Source organism: Enterobacter cloacae complex sp. SYL003, from assembly GCF_049236925.1.
Lineage (GTDB): Bacteria > Pseudomonadota > Gammaproteobacteria > Enterobacterales > Enterobacteriaceae > Enterobacter > Enterobacter intestinihominis.
This window is the reverse complement of sequence record NZ_JBMKJK010000011.1, coordinates 22,921-49,143: the sequence shown is the minus strand read 5'-3', so window position 1 is coordinate 49,143 and position 26,223 is coordinate 22,921. Positions and strand designations below refer to the sequence as shown.

The 26,223-nt window shown below is 56.7% G+C and carries 21 protein-coding genes and 1 pseudogene; 14 read left to right on the top strand and 8 right to left on the bottom strand.

Translation table 11 applies throughout. The features are described 5' to 3' along the window. The gene (locus ACOT1A_RS15110) at positions 1 to 855 is read right to left on the bottom strand and encodes a MurR/RpiR family transcriptional regulator (RefSeq protein WP_023300159.1); all 855 of its coding nucleotides are present in this window, start codon (positions 853 to 855) and stop codon (positions 1 to 3) included. Positions 856 to 1,122: 267 nt separating this feature from the next. On the opposite strand from ACOT1A_RS15110, the gene ACOT1A_RS15105 reads away from it, so the two are divergent. The 11 genes and pseudogenes from ACOT1A_RS15105 to dsbG all read left to right on the top strand — a co-directional run bounded on the left by ACOT1A_RS15105 (position 1,123) and on the right by dsbG (position 14,092). Further along, positions 1,123 to 2,598, top strand: a complete 1,476-nt coding sequence (locus ACOT1A_RS15105; RefSeq protein WP_276170135.1) for an alpha/beta hydrolase — start codon at positions 1,123 to 1,125, stop codon at positions 2,596 to 2,598. A gap of 87 nt (positions 2,599 to 2,685) precedes the next feature. Further along, positions 2,686 to 3,897, top strand: coding sequence for a diguanylate phosphodiesterase (locus ACOT1A_RS15100; RefSeq protein ID WP_276170134.1), 1,212 nt, complete (start codon positions 2,686 to 2,688; stop codon positions 3,895 to 3,897). Positions 3,898 to 3,985: 88 nt separating this feature from the next. Continuing rightward, positions 3,986 to 4,882 (top strand): aminoimidazole riboside kinase, encoded by an 897-nt coding sequence (locus ACOT1A_RS15095; RefSeq protein WP_276170133.1) that lies wholly within the window; start codon positions 3,986 to 3,988, stop codon positions 4,880 to 4,882. Between the two features lie 171 nt (positions 4,883 to 5,053). Next, the gene (locus ACOT1A_RS15090; RefSeq protein WP_276170132.1) at positions 5,054 to 6,571 is read left to right on the top strand and encodes a carbohydrate porin; all 1,518 of its coding nucleotides are present in this window, start codon (positions 5,054 to 5,056) and stop codon (positions 6,569 to 6,571) included. 66 nt (positions 6,572 to 6,637) lie between these two features. Next, positions 6,638 to 8,008: a sucrose-specific PTS transporter subunit IIBC gene (locus ACOT1A_RS15085; protein ID WP_038416083.1), complete on the top strand. Its 1,371-nt coding sequence runs from the start codon at positions 6,638 to 6,640 to the stop codon at positions 8,006 to 8,008. After that, positions 8,008 to 9,414, top strand: coding sequence for a sucrose-6-phosphate hydrolase (locus tag ACOT1A_RS15080; RefSeq protein WP_276170131.1), 1,407 nt, complete (start codon positions 8,008 to 8,010; stop codon positions 9,412 to 9,414). The genes ACOT1A_RS15085 and ACOT1A_RS15080 overlap by 1 nt, the downstream gene beginning before the upstream one ends. A 28-nt stretch (positions 9,415 to 9,442) precedes the next feature. Then, a complete protein-coding gene (locus ACOT1A_RS15075) occupies positions 9,443 to 10,459 on the top strand; it encodes a LacI family DNA-binding transcriptional regulator (RefSeq protein WP_017693400.1) in 1,017 nt (338 codons plus the stop codon). A gap of 95 nt (positions 10,460 to 10,554) precedes the next feature. Beyond that, positions 10,555 to 12,105: a methyl-accepting chemotaxis protein gene (locus ACOT1A_RS15070; protein ID WP_276170130.1), complete on the top strand. Its 1,551-nt coding sequence runs from the start codon at positions 10,555 to 10,557 to the stop codon at positions 12,103 to 12,105. A 191-nt stretch (positions 12,106 to 12,296) separates the two neighbouring features. Next, a pseudogene (locus ACOT1A_RS15065) lies at positions 12,297 to 12,711 on the top strand (hypothetical protein). Positions 12,712 to 12,716: 5 nt separating this feature from the next. Next, positions 12,717 to 13,274 carry an RNA polymerase sigma factor gene (locus ACOT1A_RS15060; RefSeq protein WP_276170157.1) on the top strand — a complete coding sequence of 186 codons (558 nt, stop codon included), beginning with the start codon at positions 12,717 to 12,719 and terminating at the stop codon, positions 13,272 to 13,274. A gap of 41 nt (positions 13,275 to 13,315) precedes the next feature. After that, entirely contained in the window at positions 13,316 to 14,092 is a 777-nt protein-coding gene (dsbG, locus tag ACOT1A_RS15055) for a thiol:disulfide interchange protein DsbG (RefSeq protein WP_045308134.1), read from the top strand. 37 nt (positions 14,093 to 14,129) lie between these two features. Here the strand turns inward: dsbG and ACOT1A_RS15050 are convergent, their stop codons facing one another. From ACOT1A_RS15050 to ACOT1A_RS15040, 3 genes are all read right to left on the bottom strand, one after another. Continuing rightward, complete coding sequence (locus ACOT1A_RS15050; RefSeq protein WP_276170128.1) at positions 14,130 to 15,419, bottom strand: glycoside hydrolase family 10 protein; 1,290 nt, start codon at positions 15,417 to 15,419, stop codon at positions 14,130 to 14,132. Positions 15,420 to 15,426: 7 nt separating this feature from the next. Continuing rightward, the gene (locus tag ACOT1A_RS15045) at positions 15,427 to 15,714 is read right to left on the bottom strand and encodes a VF530 family DNA-binding protein (protein WP_023300148.1); all 288 of its coding nucleotides are present in this window, start codon (positions 15,712 to 15,714) and stop codon (positions 15,427 to 15,429) included. Positions 15,715 to 15,843: 129 nt separating this feature from the next. Continuing rightward, the gene (locus ACOT1A_RS15040) at positions 15,844 to 17,325 is read right to left on the bottom strand and encodes a UbiD family decarboxylase (RefSeq protein WP_276170127.1); all 1,482 of its coding nucleotides are present in this window, start codon (positions 17,323 to 17,325) and stop codon (positions 15,844 to 15,846) included. A gap of 111 nt (positions 17,326 to 17,436) precedes the next feature. Between ACOT1A_RS15040 and ACOT1A_RS15035 the strand changes: the two genes are divergently transcribed. Next, entirely contained in the window at positions 17,437 to 18,321 is an 885-nt protein-coding gene (locus ACOT1A_RS15035; RefSeq protein ID WP_276170126.1) for a LysR substrate-binding domain-containing protein, read from the top strand. Here ACOT1A_RS15035 and ACOT1A_RS15030 read toward each other — a convergent pair. The 4 genes from ACOT1A_RS15030 to ACOT1A_RS15015 all read right to left on the bottom strand — a co-directional run bounded on the left by ACOT1A_RS15030 (position 18,312) and on the right by ACOT1A_RS15015 (position 21,830). Beyond that, complete coding sequence (locus tag ACOT1A_RS15030) at positions 18,312 to 19,220, bottom strand: LysR family transcriptional regulator (RefSeq protein WP_199008560.1); 909 nt, start codon at positions 19,218 to 19,220, stop codon at positions 18,312 to 18,314. The genes ACOT1A_RS15035 and ACOT1A_RS15030 overlap by 10 nt on opposite strands. Position 19,221: 1 nt before the next feature. After that, the gene (locus ACOT1A_RS15025; protein WP_063163034.1) at positions 19,222 to 20,199 is read right to left on the bottom strand and encodes an MBL fold metallo-hydrolase; all 978 of its coding nucleotides are present in this window, start codon (positions 20,197 to 20,199) and stop codon (positions 19,222 to 19,224) included. Between the two features lie 107 nt (positions 20,200 to 20,306). Beyond that, positions 20,307 to 21,191 carry an SDR family oxidoreductase gene (locus tag ACOT1A_RS15020; RefSeq protein WP_063163035.1) on the bottom strand — a complete coding sequence of 295 codons (885 nt, stop codon included), beginning with the start codon at positions 21,189 to 21,191 and terminating at the stop codon, positions 20,307 to 20,309. Positions 21,192 to 21,302: 111 nt separating this feature from the next. Continuing rightward, a complete protein-coding gene (locus tag ACOT1A_RS15015; RefSeq protein ID WP_022648161.1) occupies positions 21,303 to 21,830 on the bottom strand; it encodes a GNAT family N-acetyltransferase in 528 nt (175 codons plus the stop codon). Between the two features lie 131 nt (positions 21,831 to 21,961). Here ACOT1A_RS15015 and treZ point away from each other — a divergent pair, with 131 nt between their 5' ends. Both treZ and treY read left to right on the top strand, forming a co-directional pair. Continuing rightward, entirely contained in the window at positions 21,962 to 23,749 is a 1,788-nt protein-coding gene (gene treZ, locus ACOT1A_RS15010) for a malto-oligosyltrehalose trehalohydrolase (protein WP_063163036.1), read from the top strand. Next, on the top strand, positions 23,746 to 26,214 hold the full coding sequence (treY, locus tag ACOT1A_RS15005; protein WP_276170430.1) for a malto-oligosyltrehalose synthase: 2,469 nt from the start codon (positions 23,746 to 23,748) through the stop codon (positions 26,212 to 26,214). The genes treZ and treY overlap by 4 nt, the downstream gene beginning before the upstream one ends. Positions 26,215 to 26,223 lie beyond the last annotated feature (9 nt).

Below are 26,223 nucleotides of genomic sequence, written 5' to 3'. Positions count from 1 at the left end.
TTAGCGTTCAAATTGACCAAATTCTTGTTGTAGTTGTCGGTTGATTGCCAGACGTTCCGGCAGCGCTTCCCCCAGCGCCTCCACAACGCCCGACAGCAGCAGGTTGAACAGACAGCTCACCGGCGCCAGCGAGTCCCAGAAATGGCCGGTATCGGTCTTCACCTGGAGTAAATCAATCGGGTAATCCCGCGCCCACGGGCACCAGATATCGGTGATCAGCGCCATCGCCAGGCCTTTTTCGCTCGCCACGCGGCAGTACTGGCGGGCAATTGCGGAGTAGGCGCGGGTATCGGTCAGCACGATATACGGGTTAGCAAAGCCGGAGTTAAGCGACTCCACCCAGCTACCGGAGAGCCCTTCGGAATAGCTTACCCGCGGGCGCAGATACTCCAGATGGCTGAAGAACGCATTGGCGATCCCGCGCGTGGACTGGATCCCCAGCACGAAGACGGCGTCGGCATGGGAAAGTTGCTGGACCACCTGCCTGAACGTTTCGCTTTGCGCCAGCTGGTAGACATGGGCAATGGCGTCCACCTCCAGTGACAGGGAGTGCTGAAGGCGATCCGACAGCGGCTGTTGCTGTTTCCAGGAGTCCAGACGCTCGTTAATGCCCCAGGGCTGATGGGGATCGCGCAGGCTTTTTTTGGCGTCATCAAGGTTGCGATAGCCCAGCTTGCGCAGAAAGCGTCCGACGGTGATCCCGCTGGTGGCCGTGGCCAGCGCCACGCTCTCAGCCGTTTCAAAGGGGATCTGCCCGACATGCGCCAGCATCCAGCTTGCCACCCGCTTTTCGCTCGGGGTGAGCTGGCTAAAGGTCGCTTCGATACGGCTCAACACCTCAGGTTTGGTCGTCATACCGCCTCGCTGTTAACTGGCTGTCAAAGGCCGGGTTTCTGTTATCAGATTAACAATGCAGGACGCGTGCCATGTTCACATTGCGGCGAAAACGCGCTGTGCAGCAAAGTTAATGCAATATTTGTTTAACATATGCTCAACATTTGTGCAGCGTAGTTCACTTTTGGTGCAGTGTCCGGCCTGAGCGGTATCTATTTGGTGAATACGACAGCCTCTTCACATTTTTTGGTAAGATGAAAGCTCTGTGGATAAGAGAGGGAGCCTTACATGGCGAATTTGCCCTGGCGGGTCAGCGTGCGCCTGATGGCTCTCGCAAAAAAAATAGCGATGGTCATCGGGATCATTGTGCTCGTTCTGCTGGCGGTGCGGGTTTATCTTTCGCAGCAGGGGCCGGCTCTGCATCACTGGCATACATGGCGGGCTGACGAAATGTCCGTGCAGGAGATGGATAACGCGACCTTCGCAGCCTATGTCGCGCGGGAAAACGCCATCTTCACCGCTCTTGATGCTGAGGTGACGGCGAAAGTCACCCCCGCAGAGCGCACGCCGCTGAACCGCTATTACCGTCAGAGCCTGGTGTGGCCAGGACACTTTACTCCGGATGCAAACCGGTCGTTTGTGCTGATGCCTGCCGGAAAGCCGCGCGGGGCGGTAGTGTTGTTGCACGGTCTGACGGATTCGCCCTACAGCGTCAGGCGTCTGGCCGTGAATTATCAAAAGCACGGCTTTGTGGCCGTAGTGCCTCGTTTGCCCGGACATGGCACGGCGCCGGGCGCGTTGACAGACGTTGACTGGGAGGCGTGGCTGGCAGCTACGCGCCTTGCGGTTCGTGAAGCAACACGCCTGACGGGGAACGATCTTCCCCTGCACCTGGTGGGCTATTCCAACGGCGGGGCGCTGGCGATGAAATACGCCCTCGACGCCCTTGATGCGCCTGAACTGCGTAAACCTCAGCAGATCGTTTTGCTCTCACCGATGATTGGCGTCACGGCGTTTGCGCGCTTTGCCGGATTCGCCGGGCTACCGGCTATGTTACCGGCGTTTGCCAAAGCCGCGTGGCTCAACATTTCGCCGGAATATAATCCTTATAAATACAATTCGTTCCCGGTGAATGCGGCACGTCAGTCCTGGCTGCTTACCCGGGCGCTGCATGAGCAGATAAACCGCGATGTTCATGATCACAAACTAACGCAGCTTTCGCCGGTACTGGCGTTTCAGTCGGTCATGGATTCAACGGTCAGTACCCGCGCCGTAGTCAGCGGGCTGTTTGACCAGCTTCCGGCAAATGGCAGCGAACTGGTGGTATTTGACATCAACCAGGCCGGGAGTTTCCGTCCACTGTTCAGGCCATCATCCTGGACGGCGGTGGCTGACCTGCTGCCCGAGGCGAAAAGACGTTACAGTGTCACAATCGTGACCAATGCCAGCCCTGACAGGTTTGATATGGTGGCAAAGACAACGCCTGCGGGCAGCACCCGGGAAACGGTGACGCCGCTGTCGGTCTCGTATCCGCAGGAGGTTTATTCCCTGTCGCATATTGCCATTCCGTTCCCGCCTGAAGACGATCTGTATGGCCGCCATCCTGAGGTGAAAAACCGCTATGGAATCAGTCTCGGGACGATAGCCCTGTGGGGAGAAACATCGGTTCTGAGTGTCGGCAAAGATGCGCTGATGCGCGTGACGTCGAATCCGTTCTACGACTATATGCAGACGCGGATCGACAGCCGTATCGGGGAGAATTAAGCCCGACGTGGAATAGATTAGGTCACACCGGGGAACTGTGTTAAACAATACCGTTCAGGCGTATACCCCATACCGGACCCCGTTTCTGTGCTGACAACTCTCATTTATCGAAGCCAGCTGAGCTTAACCTGCACCTCCGCAGCGTTAAGCTCGCTGGTTGAAAAGGCCAGGATCCGTAATACGGAGCAGGGCATCTCAGGCATTCTTCTCTCCAGTGGACGTGACGTTCTGCAAATTCTCGAAGGCACGGAACAGAACGTCGTCGCGCTTTTTAACATCATCCGTGCGGACAACCGGCATACCGGCGTGGTGGAGCTGATGCGCGATTACGGTCCGCGCCGACGTTTCGAAGACGTGGGAATGCTGCTGTTTAACATGGACGTTCAGACCCCGAAAGCGGTTCTGGCATCGGTTCTGCATTACAGCAAGCTGGAAAGCTACCTGACTTCTGAGGATCGGGTCTTCAAATTTATTCAGACCTTTATCACCGGCAAAACCGCTATCCCACCCGCTTCGGACTATGAGCCTGATAAATGGACGCTTTCGCGAGAGCGCGCGCCGTTTGGTAAAGGGTTAGGTCTGCTGGCGGGACAGCCCTGCCAGTTTGCGCTGCAACCCATTGTCGAGCCGTCCGAAGGCAAAATCAGTTCTCTCGAAGCGCTTATACGCGGAAACGACGGCGGCAGCCCGGAGCATTTCTTCCATAGTCTCGATCGTGAACAGATTTACGAAGTCGACCTGCAAACCAAAGCCTGGACCTTTGCGCTGGCGCAAAAGCTCGGCATCGGCAGCCACAAACTGGCGGTGAACCTGCTGCCAATGTCGCTGGTTAACGTGCCGGGTGCGGTAGAGTTCCTGGTAACGCAGATCAAAAAGCACAATCTACAGCCAGAGCAGGTGATCATTGAAGTCACTGAGAACGAGATGATCTCTGGCTTCAACCAGTTTAACAGCGCCATTAAACAGCTGCGCGCGGAAGGGGTTGGGCTGGCGATAGATGATTTTGGTTCCGGCTATGCTGGTCTTTCACTGCTCACGCGGTTCCAGCCGGATAAGCTCAAAATCGACAGAGAGATCGTCAGCGATATCCACCTGAGCGGACCCAAGCAGGCGATTGTGAAGTCGATAATCAGCTGCTGCACCGATCTGGAGATTACGCTGGTCGCAGAAGGCATTGAGAAGGTAGAAGAGTGGTGCTGGCTTGAATCCGCCGGTATTCGCCGCTTCCAGGGCTTTTTGTTCGCCCGCCCGCAGCTCAATGGCGTGGGTGATATCCACTGGCCCCAACGGGTAGGTTAAGCAAATTTTCCCTCGCCATATTTCCCCGACACCCTGCCTGTGCTTAAATAGCTAAACCGGTTTAACATGATTTAGCTAAGAAGGTGATATGGAGACGATCTGGGTACTTGGCGATGCAGTGGTGGATCTGTTGCCCGACGGAGAGGGCAAACTGCTGCAATGTCCGGGCGGCGCACCGGCCAACGTCGCGGTTGGGATTGCGCGTCTGGGCGGCAGAAGCGCCTTTATAGGCCGGGTGGGCGACGACCCCTTCGGGCGCTTTATGCAAAAAACGCTTGCGGATGAGCAGGTTAATACAGAATGGCTGCGCCTGGACCCGCAGCATCGCACCTCCACGGTGGTGGTGGATCTCGATGACGACGGGGAACGTTCATTTACCTTTATGGTTCGCCCGAGTGCTGATCTGTTCCTCGACGCCGCCGATCTCCCGCCATTCCGCGCCGGGGAGTGGCTGCACGTCTGCTCTATCGCGCTCAGCGCCGAACCCAGCCGTTCCGCGACGTTTCAGGCGATGTCCGCTATCAGACTGGCGGGGGGATTCGTCAGCTTTGACCCCAATATCCGCGCCGATCTCTGGCACGATGAAGTCGAGCTGCGTCAGTGTCTTGAGCGGGCATTAGCCTGTGCAGATGTGGTGAAAATCTCGGTGGAAGAACTGGCGTTCTTAACCGGAAATGCGCAGGTCCATGAGGGGCTGGCGGCGCTGATGCGCACCTGTCCGGCCAGGCTGGTGCTGGTGACGCAGGGAAAAGAGGGCGTCACCGCCTGGCAAAAAGGTGCCTTGACGCACTATCCTGCATCACCCGTGGAATGCATTGATACCACCGGCGCGGGGGATGCTTTCGTCGCCGGGCTGCTGTTCGGTCTGGCTCGTGATGGCCAGGCCCGTCTCTCAGAGGTCATCACGCTGGCGCAGCGCTGTGGGGCGCTGGCGACAACCGCAAAAGGGGCAATGACCGCGCTGCCTTATCATCACGAACTGTAATTCACCTCTCCAGGCCTCCGGTCGGCGGCCTGAATTGTCGCCTCGATCACACTTACTAAAACGGTTTAGCAAAAAACGTTGCCGATTCAAAATTCAACGGTTTAGTATCATCAGCCTAAACCGGTTTAGCAATTTAGCACTTTCACCGATAGTTATTAGGGATGCGACAAAATGTATAAAAAACGCAGACTTGCCGTGATGATAGGCATGCTGGCCGGCAGTACCTCTGTTTTTGCCCAGACGGATATGACCCGTATCGAAGCGCGCCTGGCGGCGCTGGAGCAGCGTTTGCAGGAGGCGGAAACCCGCGCGCAGGTTGCTGAAAAGCGCGCCACGGCAGCGGAACAGAAAACACAGCAGCTGGTGGCTGCGCAGCAGGAAGCGCAGACCTCCACACAGGCGGTGGCGCAACGTACTACGGTGCTGGAAGAAAAAGCCGACCGGACAGGCGGTTTTGAATTTCACGGTTACGCCCGTTCCGGCCTGCTGATGAACGACGCGGCCTCCAGCAGCAAAAGCGGCCCTTATCTGACGCCCGCCGGGGAAACGGGCGGGGCCATTGGGCGTCTGGGGAACGAAGCGGATACCTACGTTGAGCTGAATGTTGAGCACAAACAGACGCTGGAGAATGGTGCGACGACGCGCTTTAAGGCGATGCTGGCCGACGGTCAGAAAACCTATAACGACTGGTCGGCAGACAGCAGCGACCTGAACATTCGTCAGGCCTTTGCCGAGCTGGGCAATTTGCCGGACGTTACCGGTGCGCTGAAAGGCAGCACCTTCTGGGCGGGTAAGCGTTTTGACCGCGACAACTTCGACATTCACTGGCTGGATTCCGACGTGGTATTTCTCGCCGGGACCGGCGGCGGCGTCTACGACGTGAAGTGGAACGATACGCTGCGCAGTAACTTCTCCCTTTATGGCCGTAATTTCGGCAGCGAAGAGGAGATCGACAACAACGTCCAGAACTACATCTTAAGCATGAACCACTTCGCCGGGCCGGTGCAGTTGATGGTCAGCGGCTTACGGGCAAAAGATAATGACGACCGTAAGGACAGCAACGGCGATCCGATTAAAACCGATGCGGCGAATAACGGGGTGCATGCGTTGGTGGGTCTGCATAACGAGAGCTTCTACGGCCTGCGGGAAGGTTCCGCCAAAACGGCGCTGCTTTACGGCCACGGTCTGGGGGCCGAGGTGAAAAGCATTGGTGCAGACGGCGCATTGCTGTCAGAAGCCGATACCTGGCGTTTTGCAAGTTACGGTGTCACGCCGCTGGGCGGTGGCTGGCACATTGCGCCCGCCGTACTCGCGCAAAGCAGTAAGGACCGCTACGTGAAGGGCGACAGCTATGAGTGGGTCACGCTCAATACGCGTCTGATCAAAGAGGTGACCCAGAATTTCGCCCTCGCGTTCGAGGGCAGCTATCAATACATGGAATTAAACCCGGAAGGCTACAAGGATCGCAATGCGGTTAACGGTAGCTTCTACAAGCTAACCTTTGCCCCGACGTTAAAGGCGGGCAAGATTGGCGATTTCTTCAGCCGTCCGGAGCTGCGCCTGTTCGCCACCTGGATGGACTGGAGCAGCAAGCTGGATAACTACGCCAGCGATGACGCCTTTGGCAGCAGCGGCTTCAACGCGGGCGGGGAATGGAACTTTGGGGTGCAGATGGAAACCTGGTTTTAACCCTTCACGCTCCCGCATTGCGGGGGCGTTTCGAACATCATAAAAAGAGGTCAGGAAGAGGTATCTATGGATTTTAATCATATTGCGCGCGAGCTGATTCCGCTGCTCGGTGGCAAAGAGAACATTGCCAGCGCGGCACATTGCGCCACGCGCCTTCGTCTGGTGCTGGTCGATGATGCGCTTGCCGACCAGCAGGCTATCGGCAAGGTTGAAGGCGTGAAAGGCTGTTTTCGAAATGCCGGGCAGATGCAGGTGATCTTCGGCACAGGGGTGGTGAATAAGGTTTACACCGCGTTTATTCAGGCGGCAGGGATTAGCGAGTCCAGTAAATCGGAAGCGGCGGATATTGCAGCCCGCAAGCTGAACCCGTTTCAGCGCATCGCGCGTCTGCTCTCCAACATCTTCGTGCCGATTATTCCGGCGATCGTGGCCTCGGGTCTGCTGATGGGCCTGCTCGGGATGGTTAAAACCTACGGCTGGGTTAATCCGGATAACGCGCTCTATATCATGCTGGATATGTGCAGCTCGGCGGCGTTTATTATTCTGCCGATCCTGATTGGCTTCACCGCCGCGCGGGAGTTTGGCGGCAACCCGTATCTGGGCGCAACGCTCGGCGGCATCCTGACTCATCCGGCGCTGACCAACGCCTGGGGCGTAGCGTCCGGCTTCCACACCATGAACTTCTTCGGTCTTGAAATCGCCATGATTGGCTATCAGGGAACCGTCTTCCCGGTACTGCTGGCGGTGTGGTTTATGAGCATTGTGGAAAAACAGCTTCGCCGGGCGATCCCGGATGCGTTAGATCTGATCCTGACGCCGTTCCTGACCGTCATTATCTCCGGCTTTATCGCGCTGTTGATTATTGGCCCGGCGGGACGCGCGCTGGGCGACGGGATCTCCTTTATTCTTAGCACCCTGATTGCCCACGCGGGCTGGCTGGCCGGGCTGTTGTTTGGTGGGCTCTATTCGGTGATTGTCATTACCGGCATTCACCACAGCTTCCACGCTATTGAGGCCGGACTGCTGGGTAACCCGTCGATTGGCGTGAACTTCCTGCTGCCGATCTGGGCGATGGCGAACGTGGCGCAGGGCGGGGCATGTCTGGCGGTGTGGTTCAAAACTCGTGATGCCAAAATCAAAGCCATTACCTTACCGTCGGCGTTTTCCGCGATGCTGGGCATCACCGAAGCGGCAATTTTTGGCATCAACCTGCGTTTCGTGAAGCCGTTTATCGCGGCCCTGATCGGTGGCGCAGCGGGCGGGGCCTGGGTAGTGTCGGTGCATGTCTACATGACCGCCGTTGGGCTGACGGCGCTTCCCGGTATGGCGATCGTTCAGGCCAGCTCGCTGCTCAACTATATTATCGGCATGGTGATTGCCTTTGGCGTGGCGTTCACCGTCTCTCTGCTGCTGAAATATAAGACGGACTCTGAATAATGACCTTACCTTCCCGCTGGCCTGCCGTGTTGCAGGCCGTTATGCAAGGCCAGCCGCGTGCGCTGGCGGACAGCCACTATCCGCAGTGGCATCCCGCACCGGTGACGGGGCTGATGAACGATCCGAACGGCTTTATCTGGTTTGCCGGACGTTACCATCTGTTTTATCAGTGGAACCCGCTGGGCTGCGATCATCGCTACAAGTGCTGGGGACACTGGAGCTCAGCAGATCTGGTGCACTGGCAGCACGAGCCAATGGCGCTGATGCCTGACGAAGAGTATGACCGCAATGGCTGTTACTCCGGTAGCGCCGTGGATAACAACGGCGTGCTGACCCTGTGCTATACCGGCAACGTTAAGTTTGACGATGGCGGCCGCACCGCCTGGCAGTGTCTGGCGGTGCAAAATGACGACGGCACGTTTGCCAAACTGGGACCGGTGTTGCCCCTGCCGGACGGGTATACCGGGCACGTCCGCGACCCGAAAGTGTGGCGCCATGACGGGCAGTGGTACATGGTGCTCGGGGCGCAGGATCAGCATAAGCGCGGCAAGGTGCTGCTGTTTACGTCAGCCGATTTGCACACCTGGGCGTCCTGCGGCGAAATCGCCGGTCACGGCGTCAACGGACTCACGGATGCGGGCTATATGTGGGAGTGCCCGGATCTGTTTGCGCTTGATGGCACACACGTCTTGATCTGCTGCCCACAGGGGCTGGCGCGCGAACCGCATCGCTATCTCAACACCTATCCGGCCGTCTGGATGAGTGGGGCATTTGATTATCAAACGCCTGCATTTGCGCACCGCGAATTGCATGAGCTTGATGCCGGTTTCGAATTTTACGCGCCGCAAACCACGGTGGCAGAAGACGGCCGCCGCATCCTCATCGGCTGGATGGGCGTGCCGGACGGCGAAGAGATGCTCCAGCCTACACGGGTCCACGGCTGGATCCACCAGATGACCTGTCCGCGCGAGCTGCGCTACCGCGACGGCAAGCTCTGGCAAACGCCGGTCCGTGAGCTGGAAACGCTGCGCGAGGATGAACATCACTGGCAGGGACGCGCCAGCGATGCCCCGGTGCTGGAGGGAACGCGTCTTGAGTTCGAACTGAGCGCATCGTGCGTAAACGTGGATTTTGCCGGCGCGTTGCGGCTGATTATGGATGATGCGGGGATCCATCTGGAACGCGCCAGCCTGGAAACCGGAGAGACGTTGACCCGCTACTGGCAGGGCACTGTTCATCATTTACGCGTGCTGTGTGACCGTTCCAGCGTCGAAATTTTCATCAATCACGGTGAAGGCGTCATGAGCAGCCGCTATTTTCCTGACCATCCGGCCCAGGTTCGCTTCGAAGGTGCGTCCGACATCACATTACGCTACTGGTCGCTGCGCAGCTGCATGATAGAATAGGGGTTTTGGCAGCCGGATCTAAGTCGTTGTGAGAAAAACAAAACGCGTCACCATTAAAGATATCGCGGAGCTGGCGGGGGTATCAAAAGCCACCGCCAGTCTGGTTCTGAACGGCCGCAGCAAAGAGCTTCGGGTGGCGGAGGAGACACGCGAGCGTGTGCTGGCGATTGCCAAAGAACATCATTATCAGCCCAGTATTCACGCCCGTTCGTTGCGGGACAACCGCAGCCACACCATTGGTCTGGTGGTGCCGGAAATCACCAACTACGGGTTTGCCGTTTTTTCTCATGAGCTGGAGACCCTCTGCCGCGAGGCGGGTGTTCAGCTGCTGATCTCCTGTAGCGATGAAAATCCGGGCCAGGAGACGGTGGTGGTCAATAACATGGTGGCCCGCCAGGTGGACGGGCTGATTGTCGCCTCCAGCATGCTCAACGACGCGGATTATCAAAAGCTGAGCGAGCAGTTGCCCGTTGTGCTCTTTGACCGTCATATGAACGACAGTTCTCTGCCGCTGGTCCTCACCGATTCAATTACCCCGACCGCCACGCTGGTGGCCGACATTGCGCGCCAGCATCCGGATGAGTTCTACTTCCTCGGCGGCCAGCCGCGGCTTTCCCCGACGCGTGACCGTCTGGAAGGGTTTAAGCAGGGGCTGCGTGACGCTGGCGTCGAGCTACGTCCGGAGTGGATTATTCATGGTAATTACCATCCGAGCTCCGGCTACGAAATGTTTGCCGAACTTTGCGCGCGCCTGGGCCGCCCGCCAAAAGCACTTTTTACCGCCGCCTGCGGTCTGCTGGAAGGGGTGTTGCGCTATATGGGGCAACATAATCTGCTGCAAAGCGATATGCGTCTGGCCAGCTTTGACGATCACTATCTCTATGATTCTCTGACCATTCCTGTCGATACCGTTCGACAGGATAACCGTCAGCTCGCCTGGCACTGCTTTGATCTGATTGGCAAACTGATTGAAGGGGAAACGCCGGAGCCGATCCAGCGTAAACTGGATGCCACACTGCAACGGCGGTATAAGGCCGTGGAGTGACAGGGTAAAGTCTGACGGATATATCAATAACTTTAATTAATTAAAGATCGTATTCAGCCGATAACCAAAGGGAAATTAAATCCCTGAGGTGTGTTATGTCGTTGAAAAAATCATCCCTGATTATCCTGTTTTCTCTGCTTTTCTTCTTTGTGGCCAGCACCATCACCAGCGTTGGGCTCATCATTAAAAGTAATACTTCGCTGGATAATGTGAACAAAGAAATTCAGGTAGTCCTGTCCATTATTGATCCCATTAACCATAGCCGAACCTTGCGCGTCAGGGTTATGGAGTATGTAAAAATGGTGGAAGCGGGGGACGCCACCGACTCGTCTGCGAAACTGGCCTCGGTTAAAGAGGCGCTGACCAAAGCCGATAGTGCATTTTCGGCGTTTATGGCCTCGCCGCGTTTGCAGGACGAAGCCCCGCTGGTCACTGCCTACCAGGAGGCGTGGCAAAACTACCGTAACCAGGGACTGGCACCGCTGATTGCCGCTGCCGCCGCTCAAGATGTGTCGCGGTTCAACGCTCTTATTCCCGTGGTGTCTCAACTCGATCGCCAATATGAAATTGTGCTCGATCAGGTTCTCTCCGTTCACCAGAAGTACGCCAAAACGCTGAACGAGGATGCGAGCCATAATTTTGTGTCGGGTCTGGTTATTATCGCCTGCATTGCGGTGCTGTTCGTGGTGGTGATTTTCGCCGTCAGCCTGCTGATGAAACGCGTGGTCTTTGCGCCAGTGAACCTGGCGCGCGAGCACTGTCGACAGATTGCGGCCGGGAAGCTGGACGTACCGGTACCGATCAAGCGTGATTCCGGGAATGAAATCGATCACCTGATGTCCTCGATGGAGCAGATGCGCCAGGCGCTGCTCTCCACCATTTCTCAGGTGCGCGATGCCAGCCACACCGTAACGCATGCGGCGCAGGAAATTGCCTCCGGCAATATCGACCTGGCCTCCCGTACCGAGCAACAGGCTTCTGCCCTGACCCAGACGGCCGCCAGCATGGAAGAGCTGAGCGCGACGGTGGCGAATAACACCGATAACGTGTTCCAGGCCGGTAAGCTGGTGCAGGATGCCGTGAAAAATGCCCATACCGGTGAAGCGGTAACCCGTGAAGTCATCGAAACGATGAATACTATCGCGTCCAATTCGAAGCGTATTGAGGACATCACCAGCGTCATCAACAGTATTGCTTTCCAGACTAATATTCTGGCGCTGAACGCGGCCGTTGAAGCGGCGCGTGCCGGTACGCAGGGGCGAGGATTTGCCGTGGTGGCAAGTGAAGTGCGCACCCTGGCCCAGAAAAGCGCGGTGGCGGCGAAGGATATCGAAAGCCTTATCGCCCAGTCTGTTTCCAGCGTGAAAAACGGTGCGGAACTTGTGAATCGTTCGGGAGAGGTGATTGATTCTATTATCAGCTCTGTGAATAAAGTGCATACGCTGATGGAACAGATTTCGGTTGCCTCAGAAGAGCAGAGCCGTGGAATTGGTCAGGTTGGGCAGGCCGTAACGGAAATGGACGGTGTGACCCAGCAGAACGCGGCGCTGGTGCAGCAATCCGCCGCAGCCGCGGCCTCGCTGGAGGAGCAGGCGCAGCAGTTGTCGCAGAGTATTTCGAGTTTTCGTCTGCCGGCAATTGCGTGATTAAATGAGGAAGGCTCCTGTTGGAGCCTTTTTAATGTCTGCATTCAGCCGATGCACAATCTCCTTCAGCCATTACTGTTATCCGTACAAAGCCGCTATCACATAAATTTTATCTTTCCCCGGCAATATTTCTGTTCCTCATCCGTCTACCTCATCAGAGACCATAATCATTCAACATAAACGAGGTACACATGAGAAATTTTGATATACACGGAAAAGGTCACGGACGTGGTTTGGGCCGCCATCGTATGTACAAGGGCATCGTGATAGGCGCAGTCCTGTTCGTGGTGCTTGGCCTGCTGGTCATGTCCCTGTGGAACGCGTTGCTCCCGGCCATCCTGGGGGGTTAAAGCCATTGGCTTCTGGCAGGCGCTGGGGATCCTGCTGCTGAGCCGCATTCTTTTTGGTGGGCTGGGTTTTCGTCCAGGCATGTTCGGTGCACACCGCCGTATGCACGCACAATGGATGAATATGACCCCCGAACAACGGGAGGCCTTCATTCAGCAGCGTCGGGCAGGATTTGGTCGTCACGGTCATTGCCGGTGGCACGATGACCGGGATGAGAAGCGAGATGATAACGCTGCGAAAGCGCCGGAAGCCGAGTGAGCGATATGAAAGCCGGTGACGCGGGGGAATCATTACTGATCTCGGCACTCAATGCCTGCCGCGCACGGCTAAAAGCCTTCATTCGCGGACGGACTGCGGTTCGTGATGATGTCGATGATATTCTTCAGGAAGTGACCTGGCAGTTGATGAAAGTGGAACAACCGGTGGAGAACGTCGCCGCCTGGCTGTTTCGCGCCGCGCGGAATGAGATGATCGACCGGGCGCGAAAAAAGCATGAGGTTTCACTGCCGGGGTACCTGACGGCAGATGATGAGGACTTTCCGGAGCAGGAGATTGCAGAAACGTTATTCGGCGTACCGCAAACGCCGGAGGAGGAGTATCTCAACATGCTGCTGTGGGAAGAGTTGGGGCAAGCCCTGTCGGAACTGCCGCCACCACAGCGCGAGGTGTTTGAAAAAACGGAATTTGAGGGATACACCATGAAGGTGCTGGCGGAGGAAACGGACGACAGCGTGCAGGCGTTATTATCCCGCAAACACAAAGCTGTGCGATTTTTGCGTAGTCGCCTCAAGGATATTTATGAAGCGTTGACAGGGCAATAAAGTTCGACCACTCTGAAAAACAATATCTTAGAGGGGTCGTTATGCTTCAACTGTTAGCAAAGAAAAAGATGCTGTTACTCTCTGCTCTGCTGTTTTCAGGGCTGGTCAGGGCAGAGGAGTCGCTTCCGGATGTGGTAAAGCACTTCAGTGAGCAGCAGGATATCAAAATCATTAAGAAAATTGATGCCCCCGGCGGCGCGCCAGCGTGGCTGGGGCAGTATCAGGACATGGGCGTGACGCTCTTTCTGACCCCTGACGGAAAGCACGTGGTGTCTGGCTATCTGTATGATGAGAAGGGAACCAACCTCAGCGAGGCCTTTTTCCAGAAAGAGATCTACGCCCCGATGGGCCGCGAGATGTGGAAAAAGCTCAATGCGGCGCATCCGCTGAAAGAGGGCGCGGAGAGCGCCCCGCGCAAAGTCTTTGTTTTTGCCGACCCGTTCTGCCCGTACTGCAAGCAGTTCTGGGCTGAAGCGCAGCCGTGGGTGAAGGCCGGCAAGGTCCAGCTCAACACGCTGCTGGTTGCGTTTCTTAACCCGAACAGCGGGCGTAACGCCTCCGCGATCCTGAATGCCAAAGATCCGGTGTCGGCCTGGAAAGAGTACGAGCTGTCCGGCGGTAAAAAGCTGCCTAAACCTGAAGGGGTGGCTTCACGGGAAACCGTTGAGATCCTGCAAAATCACCAGACGCTTATGGACAGTCTCGGCGCAAATGCCACACCGGCTATTTATTACCTGAATGAGCAAAACGAACTGCAGCAGGTCGTGGGCATGCCAGACGCAAAACAGCTTGAGGCGATGTTCGGGCCGAAGCCGTAAAAAAAGGCAGAAACAGGACGTTTCTGCCTTTTGTCAGTCAACTACCCCAGCGCCCCCGGAGGTAATCTACGGCCTCCTGCGTCTGCGGCTGGTTAAGATAGTCTTCACGGAACAGGATGGTGCCTTTTACGTCTGGCAGTGAATCGTTGAGGTCGAGCTGTTTTTTCAGCTCCGGTACGCCGCCGTTCACCGTCCAGTCCGGTTCGTTTCTGGAAGGCGCGCCCACTTTGTAGAATGCGATCCCGATATACAGGCGGGTATGGGTCGGTTTCACCACGTCAGCCCACCATTTTGTCAGCACATCGTATCGTGCCGCGTCGCGGGCGAAGGGCCAGTAGATCTGCGGCGCAATGTAATCCAGTAAACCCTGCTGTACCCACTTACGCGTGTCAGCGTAGGATTCATCGTAGGCTGCGGCACCGCGCGTGTCCGATCCTGCCGGGTCGAAGGAGCGGTTGCGCCATACACCCGCTGGGCTGACGCCAAATTCAACCTCAGGCTTTGCCTGCTTGATCGCCCTTGATACCTGCACAATCAGCTGCTGCGTATTGTGCCGACGCCAGTCAGCTTTCGACGCAAATCCCTCGCCGTAGCGCCTGAAGGTCCAGGCATCGTTCAGGGTTGAGCCCGGCGTCTCGGTGTAAAAATAGTCATCGAACTGAACGCCGTCGACAGGGTAGCGATTCACCACTTCCATCACCACCTGGGTTATCCAGTCCCGCACCTCGGGAATGCCCGGGTCGAGAACAAAACGATCCCCCGAGGTGCGGATCCACTCCGGATGCTGGACATAGACGCTGGAGGGATGAAGCGACGAGGTACGGTTAAGCGCGGCAATGGTCGAGGGCTTCGTGTTGGTGGAGACGCGGTAAGGGTTGAACCAGGCGTGAACCTTCATCCCGCGCTTGTGCGCTTCATCCAGCATAAACTGGAGCGGATCGTAACCGGGGTCTTCCCCGATAGTCCCGGTCAGGGTATCTGACCACGGCAGTATTTCAGAGGCCCACAGCGCCGTACTGTCCGGTTTTACCTGAAAGAAGACGGTGTTGATCCCAAGCTTTTTCAGCTTATCGAGCTTGTCCGTCAGCGCCTTCTGTTGCTGGGCGATACGCTGGTCCGCGCTGCGGCCATTCACTGATGACACGGGGGGCCAGTCGAGACGGGAGACGGTCGCCAGCCAGATCCCGCGCATGGGTTCGTTAGTCTGCTGTACAGGTTTCGCCTGCGGCAGCGGGGTAACGAGTGATTTGGGTGGTTTGGAAGTGCAACTTACCAGTAAAAGCGCGCAGCCAAGCAGCGCGCCAGTCCGTTTTACGTGTCGCATCATTTGCGTGTTAGCTCCTGGGTGTCCGGCCATCCGTCCAGGGATTAAACGCCGGTTCGTCCTGTTCCTCGTTACCGTCATCGTGAAGGGAGTCGAGGTAGAGGGCTTCAACTTCCGCCCGCGCCCATGGGGTCCGGCGCAGGAACTTCAGACTCGATTTAACACTCGGGTCCTTGCGAAAACAGTTGATTTTGATTCGGTTGCCCAGTTCATTCCAGCCATATCGCGCAACCAGCGCGTTAACCTGCATTTCAAGCGTTACGCCATGCAAAGGATCGTTGGAAATATGTGCTGTCATAGGCGTCCGGTAGTCTCATTTTTTATGGGGATGTGATAAACGCTCAAAGGTTACAAGAAAGCAGGGGACGCGGCAATTTCAGCGTGAGGTTCTTCACCCGTAAAGGGTGAAGAGGATTTCCGGTTAATACTATTTTTTAAACAGTTCAGGTGCCCACGGCGTCGGGTCTACCTCCATAAAGGGTGCACGCTCAAAGCGGGACTTCAGCGCCCAGGGCACCGTACAGTCGAAAATCGTTTTGCAGGTGATCCCGTTGCCACGAATGGAGGGACTGTAATCCGGTGCCTGAGACGGATCGAGCTGGTGACCGCGGATCCCCGGCAGATGGGTGATGCTGACATCGCCCTGCATACGGGTCGTCATCGCCCACAAAATGTCGTCGCTGTCGAAAATATCCACGTCTTCGTCGACGAGAATAATATTTTTAAGCTCGGAATAGGTGGCTAACGCGATGAGGGCCGCCTGACCCTGACGCCCTTCGTCAGAAGGCTGGCGTTTTTTAACCTGCAATACCCCAAGGAATTTGCCCCCGCCAGCGGTATGCGCATAGACGTTTTGCAGGAAACCGGGGATGGCTTCTTCCACCGCATTCCGGATGCTGGCCTCCGTTGGCAAACCGGCCAGCGTGGTGTGCTCTTCGCCCGGTCCTACCAGGGTTTGCAGGATCGCCTGATGCCGCATCGTGACGGCCTTCACTTTAATTACCGGCAAGGAGGGGTTAGCCTCCCCGCAGTAGCCGGGAAATTCCGGCATCGCGTGCCCGGTGTGGGTATGCTGATCTTCTTCTACACGCACGCCCGGCAGCAGTTCGCCTTCGATGATGATTTCCGCACGCGCAATCGCTTTTTCATTTACGGCCACACCCTGCACCAGCTCGACAGGGGCCTGACGTAACGCGCCGGCGACACCCAGCTCGTTGTAGCCGAAGGGCGTGGTAGGGGCTTCGAAACAAGCGCCAATACAGATAGCGGGATCGAGACCCATATTGATCGTGACCGGCAAGGGTTTGCCCGCCTCTTCGGCTTTCTTACGGAACACTTCAATATGGCGGCCCGCGGCAAGGAACATGGAGAGCTCATCGCGCTCCTGAACGCAAAGACGGTGAATAGTGACATCGGTCAGCGAGGCGTCTTCCGGATCGCTTGCCAGCACCAGCCCCAGACAGAAGAACGGACCGGCATCTATCGGCGTGTTGGTCGGTGCCGGAAGCAATTTACGCAGATCGAAGTCCGGATCGTCAGCATAAAACACCTGCTCCTGACACGGCGCCTGGGCCGCCGGGACGACAACGGGAGCAATCGGGTTTTTCACCGCCTGGCCGACATGTTTTGCCAGTTCAGAGGGCTCGCAGCCCAACAGGAGCGCCGCCCGCTCGCGGCTGGCGTGCATACCGACCAGAATACGGGAGTCGGGATACCCCTTAATAGCGTTAAACATCATGGCCGGGCCGATGCGCGTCGGACGTTTTACCGTGCCGCCAGCACCAATGTGCCGGTACACACCCGCCAGCTCCGCGTCAGGATCGACCGGATGGTTGGTTTCAAGGTATTGACCTTCATGGCGTTTGAGCAGTTCGATAGCACTTCTGAGATCGTTGATGTGGTTTTCCATATTTTCCCCCTCGGATGATTGCATCCATTCTTAACCGGACGAAGAAGGCTATCAATTGCATCATTCATGCTATTTTAATATGAATTTTATTATCAATAATGAAGGCACAGTATGCAGTTTCGACTGATGCGCAATTTTATCGTGGTGGCGGAAGAGCTTCACATGCATCGTGCGGCGGAGCGCCTTAACATGGCGCAACCGGCACTAAGCCAGCAAATCAAAACGCTTGAAGATCGTCTGGGGGTAGTGCTCTTTAGCCGGGCGAATCGTCGCCTGACGCTGACGCCAGCCGGTGAGGCGTTTCTCAGTAAAGCCAGAGTGGCGATTTTTATGACCGATCAGGCCATTCTGGATGCCAGACAGACGGCCAGAGGGGAACAGGGCGTGCTGAATCTCGGATGCGTTTCAAGCGCGATATTCGACAGTAAGCTGCCCGACGCGCTGCGGCTTTTACATGAGAAATGGCCAGCCATCAGCCTTTCCATGATGACGGGAAACGTGCAAACCCTTTATACCGGCGTGCAAAGCAACCAGCTGGATGTGGCCATTATGCGTGCCCCGTTACCGCTGCTGCCTGACGATCTTCAAAGTCGTCCTTTTACAACGGAAAAAGCCGTGCTGGCCTTACCTCGTCAACACAGTCTGGCGGGCTCCGCCGCGCTGACGCTTGCGTCGGTGAAAGAGGAGAAGTGGATCGCCCTGCGCGACCCGGAGGGGATGGGGCTGGAGCAATATTTCTATGATGCCTGCCACAGCGCGGGCGTACAGCCTGACGTTGTGCAAAATGCCACCGATGTCCCCACGGTGATAAGCCTCGTCTCGGCAGGGTTTGGCATCGCCATGCTGCCAGCTTCAGCGAAGGCGATATGCGTACAAAACGTCGTCTTTGTGGATATTCTTGACCGACTCCGGGAGAGCGAGCTGACGCTGGTTTGCCACCGGATTATTCGCTCTGAGGTCCTGAAAAAATTGCTGAGTATCCTCGATCATACCTGACGTCCGGCGGCCTGAAGAAGCTGTTCTCGCAGCCAGCGATTAGCCGGATCCTGACTGTTTTTCGGGTGCCAGTACATACCGATGACGATCGGCGGGAGATCCAGCGGCGGCGGAAAAATTTCAAGCGTTTGCGTAAAGCGTAGCAACATGCGCCTGGGTAGGGTGCAGAGCAAATCGGTACCGGCAACAATCGCAGGCGCCATCGCATAGCTTTGTGTCGACATCACCACGTTACGCTGGTGGCCAAGCCCCGCCAGATGCTGATCGACAAAGCCCGCGAACGGGTCGCCCTCGGATGAAACCACCAGGTGTGAAAGACTACAATAGCTTTCCAGATCCACCGGCCCCGTACCGCGCGGATGGCCTTTCCGCTGGGCTGTGGCATATTCATCGTCAAACAGTTTGCGTCTGACCCATGCATCGTGCGCCCCCGCGTTAACGCCGATATAAATATCCACATCGCCATTTTCCATCTGCGCTGACAGCAGCTGGGTTTCCGGGAGCGCAAAACGCAGGCGGATACCTGGTGCCGCACTGCTAATCTGATTCTGCAACTCTGCCCCCAGCATTAGCGCCGGGTTTTCGTGCAGGGCAATAACAAAGGTGCGGTTGCTGTTCTGCGCGTTGAACGTGGTGGGTTCAAGCATCGCCGATATACCCTGCAAAACCGTCGCGACCTGCGGCCTTAACGCTTCGGCGCGCGGCGTCGGTAACACCCCACGTCCGTGTGGGGAAGGGACAAACAGCGGCTCACCAAACAACACGCGCAGGCGTGCCAGGCGGGCAGACATTGCTGGCTGGCTGATGCCCAGCCGCGCGGCCGCATGGGTGATATTCTGGTCCCTGAGTAACGCATCCAGCGTCAGGATCAGGTCCATATCCATATCGGAGGGGGACATCTTATTTTGCGTCACGGTTGGTATAGGTCACCGGGACCCACGCGTAGCCTTCCCGCTCACCTTTCGTCACATAGCCGATCCCGGGGAAAGGCAGATGTGGCGCCGCAATCAGATCTTTGTTTTTCACAAACTCAGCGAAAGCTGCGTTGCGCACCCGGGCGGCGCCGTCCTGATCCTCATCGTAAGCAATCGTCACGTTGGGCTGCGGGAACTGAACTGCGGCGACGTGGATGATGTCGCCGACAAAGGTAATTTTTTCACCTTTGCTCTCCAGCGTGTAAAACGCGGAACCTGGGGTGTGGCCCGGGTGAACCGTACCGCTGATGCCCGGCAGAAGCTGTTCGGTGCCTGAGAAAGTCTTCACTTTTCCGGCATCCAGATAAGGCTTTAAAGTCTTGTGCGCGACATCGAAGTAGTTCTGGTCATAGCCCGATTTTTTCTGGTTCTCGACGTTAAAGAAGAAATCGATATCCGGTTTGCCGACATAGACCTGCGCGTGGGTAAACACGCGCTGACCGTCTTTGACCAGACCACCGGCGTGATCGGAGTGCGCATGGGTGATTAGAACATCGGTAATATCTTCGGGTTTGATGCCCTGGGTCGCCAGGCTTTCAATCAGCCGCCCGCCTTTGCCGGGGCCAAAGAGCTGACCGGAACCGGTATCCACCAGGATTTTGTGACCGGGCAAAGCGATATAAAACGCGTTAATCGATGCTTCCACCGGATTGGCCTGAAAGTTTTTGGCCAGTAACGCATCGGTATTTTCCGCCGTCGTCCGGCGCAGTAAGGCGTGCAGATCCTGCGGCACGCTGCCGTCCGTAAAGGCGGTGATAATCCTGTCGCCAACCTGAACGCTGTAGCCGCCAGCCTGCTGTTTCACCACATGTTGCGGAACGCTGGCCACCGCGTGGATCGCTGGAAAGAATAAAACTGAACCGGTCAACAGGGTTGATATCGCAAGTTTTTTCACAGTAAACATGATGGGCTCCTTAATAGTAAGTTCATCATAGTTCAACTGCGATTTTTGAGAACAGCAGGGGAGTGAATGTGACCTATCCATGAAATGGATAGGTCTGAGAGGATGCTTTACAGCACGCCGGTACCGCCATCAGAGCACCACACTTGCCCGGAAGCGTATGAGCAGGAATCGGAGGCAAACAGCACATACAGCGGTGCGATTTCAACCGGCTGGCCCGGTCGGCCCAGGGGCGTATCTTCCCCGAACTTCTGAACTTTGGACTGCGGCTGACCGCCGCTGGACTGAAGAGGCGTCCAGTATGGACCTGGCGCGACGGCATTTACCCGAATACCACGCGGTCCCAGCTGCTGGGCCAGAGACTTGGTAAAGGCCACGTTACAGGCTTTGGTCTGCGCATAGTCCACCAGGATCGCGCTCGGTTTAAACGCCTGAACGGAAGTGGTGTTGATGATCACGGCACCTTCCTGCAAATGGCGCAGCGCAGCTTTGGTGATCCAGAAGGGGGCATAGACGTTGGTCTTAAACGTCGCGTCAAAATCTGCCGAGGTGAGATCGTCGATAGATTCACAGTACTGCTGGCGTCCGGCGTTATTCACCAGGATATCCAGGCCGCCCAGTTCGGCAACGGCTTTTTCCACCAGCGTGTCGCAGAAGGACTCCACGCGAATGTCGCCGGGAATGGCGACCGCTTTACGGCCTTCGGCCTGAATCAGCGCAATGACCGATGCCGCATCGGACTCCTCTTCCGGCAGATAGCCAATAGCGACATCTGCACCTTCACGGGCATAGGCGATGGCTACCGCGCGACCTATGCCGGAATCACCGCCGGTAATCAGCGCTTTTTTTCCTGCCAGTTTTCCTGACCCGATATAACTTGTTTCACCATGATCCGGTATTGGCTTCATTTCCGATGCCAGCCCGGGAGCCCTTTGCGGTTGTTCTGCAAACGGTGGACGAGGGTAATGCAGCGTGTGATTATTTCCTGTAGACATACCGGCCTCCTTAATAGTGAATTCCAAGATTAGTCGTTAATTAAACGTAAGCGGGCAAAATTGACAAATTCAGACAAATCTATATTCCAGTGGCGGATATAAAATATTTTCTCAAGCCAGCATGTAATACCAGAAAAGGGCGACCTCATCTTTTTCCGGCAGGGCGTTGTAAAGGTAACGATCGTAACCGCCCAGAATAAACCCATAGTGACGATAGAAAAGGCAGGCAGAAACATTAACGTTCTGCGTCTCCAGCCGTAAGCCGGGCGCATTGAGGCTTCGCGCCCAGACGTGGGTGGCAGACATCAGCTTGTGCGCCGCGCCCGTTCGGCGTTTTGAACGCTCCACGGCAATGTAATCCACCGAAATAAATTTATTCCAGTTGCAGGACGCGGTAATAAAACCGGCGATTTCACCGTCATCCGTTTCGGCGATAAGAAATATTGAATCGGGATTAACGCAATGATTTTCCAGCGTCTGGAGATCCAGTTCATAGGTTTTATGATAAGGATCGGTTAGCGCCTCGATATGCAAATCACCATTGAGAAAAGGTTCTCTGGCAATCTCATCGACCGTAAAAGAAAAATCACAACATTCAAGACGGGCGAGGTCGGTGCTTAATCCTTTTCGAATATGCATAGTATTCCTTAAGTGGGAGTTATAAATAGATAATAGACGAAGCGGCATACCTTGCTGGCATAACACTCTGTTCATCCTGGTCTAAGCTTGTATTTCGTTCCGCGTAAAATGTGGTCATTCGAGGACAATGAATGGAGTTCAGAACATGTCGCAGGCACTGGGGTGCTGAGTTTATTTCCGATGACGTTGTACGTTTTCGCGTCTGGGCAGAAGGGCAGAAAGATCTCACGTTGCGTTTAACCGACACCGACATTCCGATGGCGGCGGTGGGCGACGGCTGGTTTCAGGTTGACGTGCCCGGCGTCAGACACGGTACGCCGTATCAGTTTGTTTTACAGGATGGAATGGCGGTGCCGGATCCGGCCTCCCGCGCGCAACAGGCTGACGTCAACGGCCCGTCGGTGGTGATCGACCCGCGTCGCAGCCTGCCCACTCAGCGGGAATGGCAAGGACGACCGTGGGAAGAGACGGTGATCTACGAGATGCATATCGGCACCTTCACCGGGGAAGGAACCTTCAGGGCGGCCATCGATAAATTGCCTTATCTGGCCGAACTGGGTATTACGCAACTGGAAGTGATGCCCGTGTCCCAGTTCGGGGGCGCGCGCGGATGGGGGTATGATGGCGTACTGCTGTATGCCCCGCACTCAGCTTATGGCACACCGGATGATTTTCATGCCTTCATCGATGCCGCCCACGCGCTCGGGCTTTCCGTGGTGCTGGATATTGTACTCAACCACTTTGGCCCGGAAGGGAACTACCTGCCGTTGCTCTCGCCGGCGTTTTTCCATCAGGATCGTATGACCCCGTGGGGCAACGGTATAGCCTATGAGGTTGAAGCCGTCCGGCAATACATCGCTGAGGCGCCGTTATTCTGGCTCTCGGAGTATCATCTTGACGGTCTGCGCTTCGACGCCATCGACCAGATCCATGACAACGCTGAGACCCATATTCTTCCCGAGATAGCGCAACGGATCCGCGACGCCTTTCCGGATCGGCATATCCATCTGACCACCGAAGACAGTCGCAACGTGATTTTCCTGCATCCGCGCGATGAGCATGGTCAGACGCCGCTTTTCACCGCCGAATGGAATGATGATTTTCACAACGCCGCACATGTCTTCGCGACCGGGGAATCACACGCCTATTATCAGGATTTTGCCTTTGAGCCGGAGAAAAAGCTGGCGCGGGCGCTGGCAGAGGGCTTTGTCTACCAGGGGGAAATCTCGCTTCAGACCGGGAAATCGCGCGGGGTAGAGTGTCGCGAGCAACCACCGCAGTTTTTTGTCGATTTTATTCAGAATCACGACCAGGTCGGCAACCGTGCCCAGGGGGAGAGGCTTATCTCTCTGGCTGGGGCGGAGAAAACGCGCGTGCTGTTCGCGGCGCTGCTCCTGTCGCCACATATCCCGCTGCTGTTTATGGGTGAGGAGTATGGCGAAACGCATCCGTTCCTCTTTTTCACCGACTTCCACGGCGACCTGGCGAAAGCCGTGCGGGAGGGGCGCGCGAAAGAGTTTACCGGCCATGCCGGGCACGATGAAACCGTACCGGATCCCAATGACGTAAATACCTTTATGCGGTCGAAGCTTGACTGGAACAAGGCAGACACAGAGGAAGGCAGGGCGTGGCTGCACGTTACGCGCGAACTGATTGCGCTGCGTCAACGCTTTATCGTCCCGTTACTGAAACAGCGAGGCGCCGTGGAGGGTAACGTCCTGCAAACGGCGCTCGGCATGGTTGCCGTGAGCTGGCGTTTTCCGTCCGGTACGCTGTCGCTGGCGCTGAATATCGGCAAAAAGCCCCTCGCCTTAGCGGACCTGCCCGGAAAAACGATCTTTAGCTGGCCGGAGGCAGTCGAAAACCTGCCGCCGCACAGCATTGTTGTTCGCTTTGCTGATGGAGAAGCAGCGCTATGATCCCTTCCTCTACTTACCGAATTCAGTTTCGCAACGGCATGACCTTCGATCGCGTGGTAGACCTGATTCCGTATATGAAAGACCTCGGAATTAGCCATCTTTACGCGTCGCCTGTTTTCACCGCAACCACGGATTCCACCCACGGCTATGACGTTACCGACCCCAACGAAATCGCCCCGGCGATTGGCGGGCGGGAAGGGTTTGACCGCATGGCGGCAGCGCTGAAACAGGCGGGGATGGGGCTGATTCTGGATATCGTTCCTAACCATATGTCGACCTCGCTGGAAAACCGCTGGTGGCGCGATGTTATCGAGCATGGTCGGCAGAGCCGCTATGCGGCGTATTTTGATATCGACTGGTCCCGACCGCTGACGTTGCCGTTTCTTGGCGACACCTTTGAAGCCGAGCTGGAGCGGGGGGCTATCACCCTGAAACGTGACAGTGTCACCGACAGCGCGGCGTTGGTTTACTATGATACCGCCTATCCGCTTAATCCCGGCACGTATGCCGAAGGCAAGAGCATCGCTGAGATCCACGAGGCGCAAAGCTGGCGGCTGATGTCCTGGCGGGAAGCGCCGAAACAGCTTTCATGGCGGCGCTTTTTTGAAATCACCGGGCTGGTCGGCGTGCGGGTAGAGGATGAGGCGGTATTCGCAGACACGCACCGCCTCATCCTTGAGCTTGTCCACGCCGGGGTTGTCGACGGCCTGCGCATTGACCATGTGGACGGGCTTGCCGATCCGCTGGGCTATTTGCAGCGACTACGTGCGGCGACCGGACCGGATTGCTACATCACGGTAGAGAAGATCCTCGCCAAAGGGGAACAGCTTCCTCCGGAGTGGCCCATCTCAGGTACTACGGGCTATGAGTTTATCGCCTCCCTGGCGGAAGTGCTGGTGGATGATACCAACCTCTCGCGGCTGGAGACGCTCTACGACGAGACACTGGGTACGACCGTTGACAGGCAGGTGGAACTTCGCAACGCCAAAGGGCTGATGACCGATCGTAATTTTGAAGGTGAATTTACCACGCTGCTCAAAATCGCCAGCGAGCTGGCCGGGCATAACGGTGCCGAAGTGGAGCATGAGGATATCCGCCATGCCCTGCGCGAGCTGCTTATCGCGTTTCCGGTGTATCGCACCTACGGCACCGCACAGGGGCTGACGCCACCGGATGTGGCGCTGCTCAGTCGCGTGGTCGCCAGCGTCAACACCTCTGAACCCGCTCTGAGCCTGATTGTGCGTATTCTTTCCGGCGATCTGCCGGCGCATGACCACGCGCTGGCCTCGCTTTTCCGCACCCGTTTTCAGCAGCTGACCGGGCCGCTGATGGCGAAATCGGTAGAGGATACGCTGTTCTTCCGCCATAACCTGGAGCTGGCCCTGAACGAAGTCGGCGCCGACCCGACGCCGCGCGCGTTTTCACTTTCCCGTTTTCATCAGGAGATGCGCATTCGACTTGCCCGCCAGCCCGATGCGCTGCTGGGAACTTCCACCCACGACACCAAACGCGGCGAGGATGCACGAGCTCGTCTGTATACGCTGACGGAAGCGCCAGATCTGTGGGGAGAAAATCTGGCGCGCTGGCGGCAGATGAACCAGACGCAGGTCCGATTCCTCAACGATGGCACCGCGCCGAACGCCGCCGACACCTGGATGATCTTCCAGGCGCTGGCGGGCGTCTGGCCAGCAACCCTGTCGCCTGAGGATCGTGATGGCCTTAAGTCACTGGAAGAGCGTTTCCTCGGCTTTATCGAGAAAGCCCTGCGCGAGGCCAAGCAGCGTACCGACTGGATCGACAGCAACGAAGGTTACGAGAGCGTGGTCCTGGACTACGTGCGCCATCTGCTTTCCCCGGATAACACCCTGTTCCTGCGTGATTTCAGTGCCGCACTCCAGCCGTTTATTCGGGCTGGGTTAATGAACAGCCTGAGCCAGACGGTGATCAAACTGACTGCGCCTGGCGTACCGGACATCTACCAGGGCAGCGAGGGGCTTAACTTCAGCCTCGTCGACCCGGATAACCGCCGCGAACCGGATTTTGCCGCACTGGCGGAAAACCTCAGCGTAGCGGATGGCACCGTTTTTAACGATGCGCAACGCTGGCGAGACGGCAGCGTGAAGCAGTACGTCACCGCCACGCTGTTACGGCTTCGGCCACATTACCCCGCGCTTTTCCGCTACGGCGACTGGCTGCCGCTGAAGGTAACCGGCGAGCGGGAGGAGAATCTGATCGTTTATGCCCGCATCAAAGATGACGAGGCGCTGATCGTCGCCGTGCCGCGCCTGGTGTTTGACGTCACCGATAATGCGATGCTGTGGGCCAATACTACCGTGGCCATACCCCAGGCGCTGGCCGGGAAGCACTACCGGGATCTGTTTACCGGTGAGCGTCGCCTTCTGCCAGAGACGCTGGATTTAACGTCTGAAAAGGGATGTTTGTTGGTTCTGCTTACCTGCGAATAATCGAGGAGA

Coding starts and splice junctions, on each gene's coding strand:
- ACOT1A_RS15110 (WP_023300159.1), bottom strand. CDS start 855: ATGACGACCAAACCTGAGGTGTTGAGCCGTATCGAAGCGACCTTTAGC.
- ACOT1A_RS15105 (WP_276170135.1), top strand. CDS start 1,123: ATGGCGAATTTGCCCTGGCGGGTCAGCGTGCGCCTGATGGCTCTCGCA.
- ACOT1A_RS15095 (WP_276170133.1), top strand. CDS start 3,986: ATGGAGACGATCTGGGTACTTGGCGATGCAGTGGTGGATCTGTTGCCC.
- ACOT1A_RS15090 (WP_276170132.1), top strand. CDS start 5,054: ATGTATAAAAAACGCAGACTTGCCGTGATGATAGGCATGCTGGCCGGC.
- ACOT1A_RS15085 (WP_038416083.1), top strand. CDS start 6,638: ATGGATTTTAATCATATTGCGCGCGAGCTGATTCCGCTGCTCGGTGGC.
- ACOT1A_RS15080 (WP_276170131.1), top strand. CDS start 8,008: ATGACCTTACCTTCCCGCTGGCCTGCCGTGTTGCAGGCCGTTATGCAA.
- ACOT1A_RS15070 (WP_276170130.1), top strand. CDS start 10,555: ATGTCGTTGAAAAAATCATCCCTGATTATCCTGTTTTCTCTGCTTTTC.
- ACOT1A_RS15060 (WP_276170157.1), top strand. CDS start 12,717: ATGAAAGCCGGTGACGCGGGGGAATCATTACTGATCTCGGCACTCAAT.
- dsbG (WP_045308134.1), top strand. CDS start 13,316: ATGCTTCAACTGTTAGCAAAGAAAAAGATGCTGTTACTCTCTGCTCTG.
- ACOT1A_RS15050 (WP_276170128.1), bottom strand. CDS start 15,419: ATGATGCGACACGTAAAACGGACTGGCGCGCTGCTTGGCTGCGCGCTT.
- ACOT1A_RS15045 (WP_023300148.1), bottom strand. CDS start 15,714: ATGACAGCACATATTTCCAACGATCCTTTGCATGGCGTAACGCTTGAA.
- ACOT1A_RS15040 (WP_276170127.1), bottom strand. CDS start 17,325: ATGGAAAACCACATCAACGATCTCAGAAGTGCTATCGAACTGCTCAAA.
- ACOT1A_RS15035 (WP_276170126.1), top strand. CDS start 17,437: ATGCAGTTTCGACTGATGCGCAATTTTATCGTGGTGGCGGAAGAGCTT.
- ACOT1A_RS15030 (WP_199008560.1), bottom strand. CDS start 19,220: ATGTCCCCCTCCGATATGGATATGGACCTGATCCTGACGCTGGATGCG.
- ACOT1A_RS15025 (WP_063163034.1), bottom strand. CDS start 20,199: ATGTTTACTGTGAAAAAACTTGCGATATCAACCCTGTTGACCGGTTCA.
- ACOT1A_RS15020 (WP_063163035.1), bottom strand. CDS start 21,191: ATGTCTACAGGAAATAATCACACGCTGCATTACCCTCGTCCACCGTTT.
- ACOT1A_RS15015 (WP_022648161.1), bottom strand. CDS start 21,830: ATGCATATTCGAAAAGGATTAAGCACCGACCTCGCCCGTCTTGAATGT.
- treZ (WP_063163036.1), top strand. CDS start 21,962: ATGGAGTTCAGAACATGTCGCAGGCACTGGGGTGCTGAGTTTATTTCC.
- treY (WP_276170430.1), top strand. CDS start 23,746: ATGATCCCTTCCTCTACTTACCGAATTCAGTTTCGCAACGGCATGACC.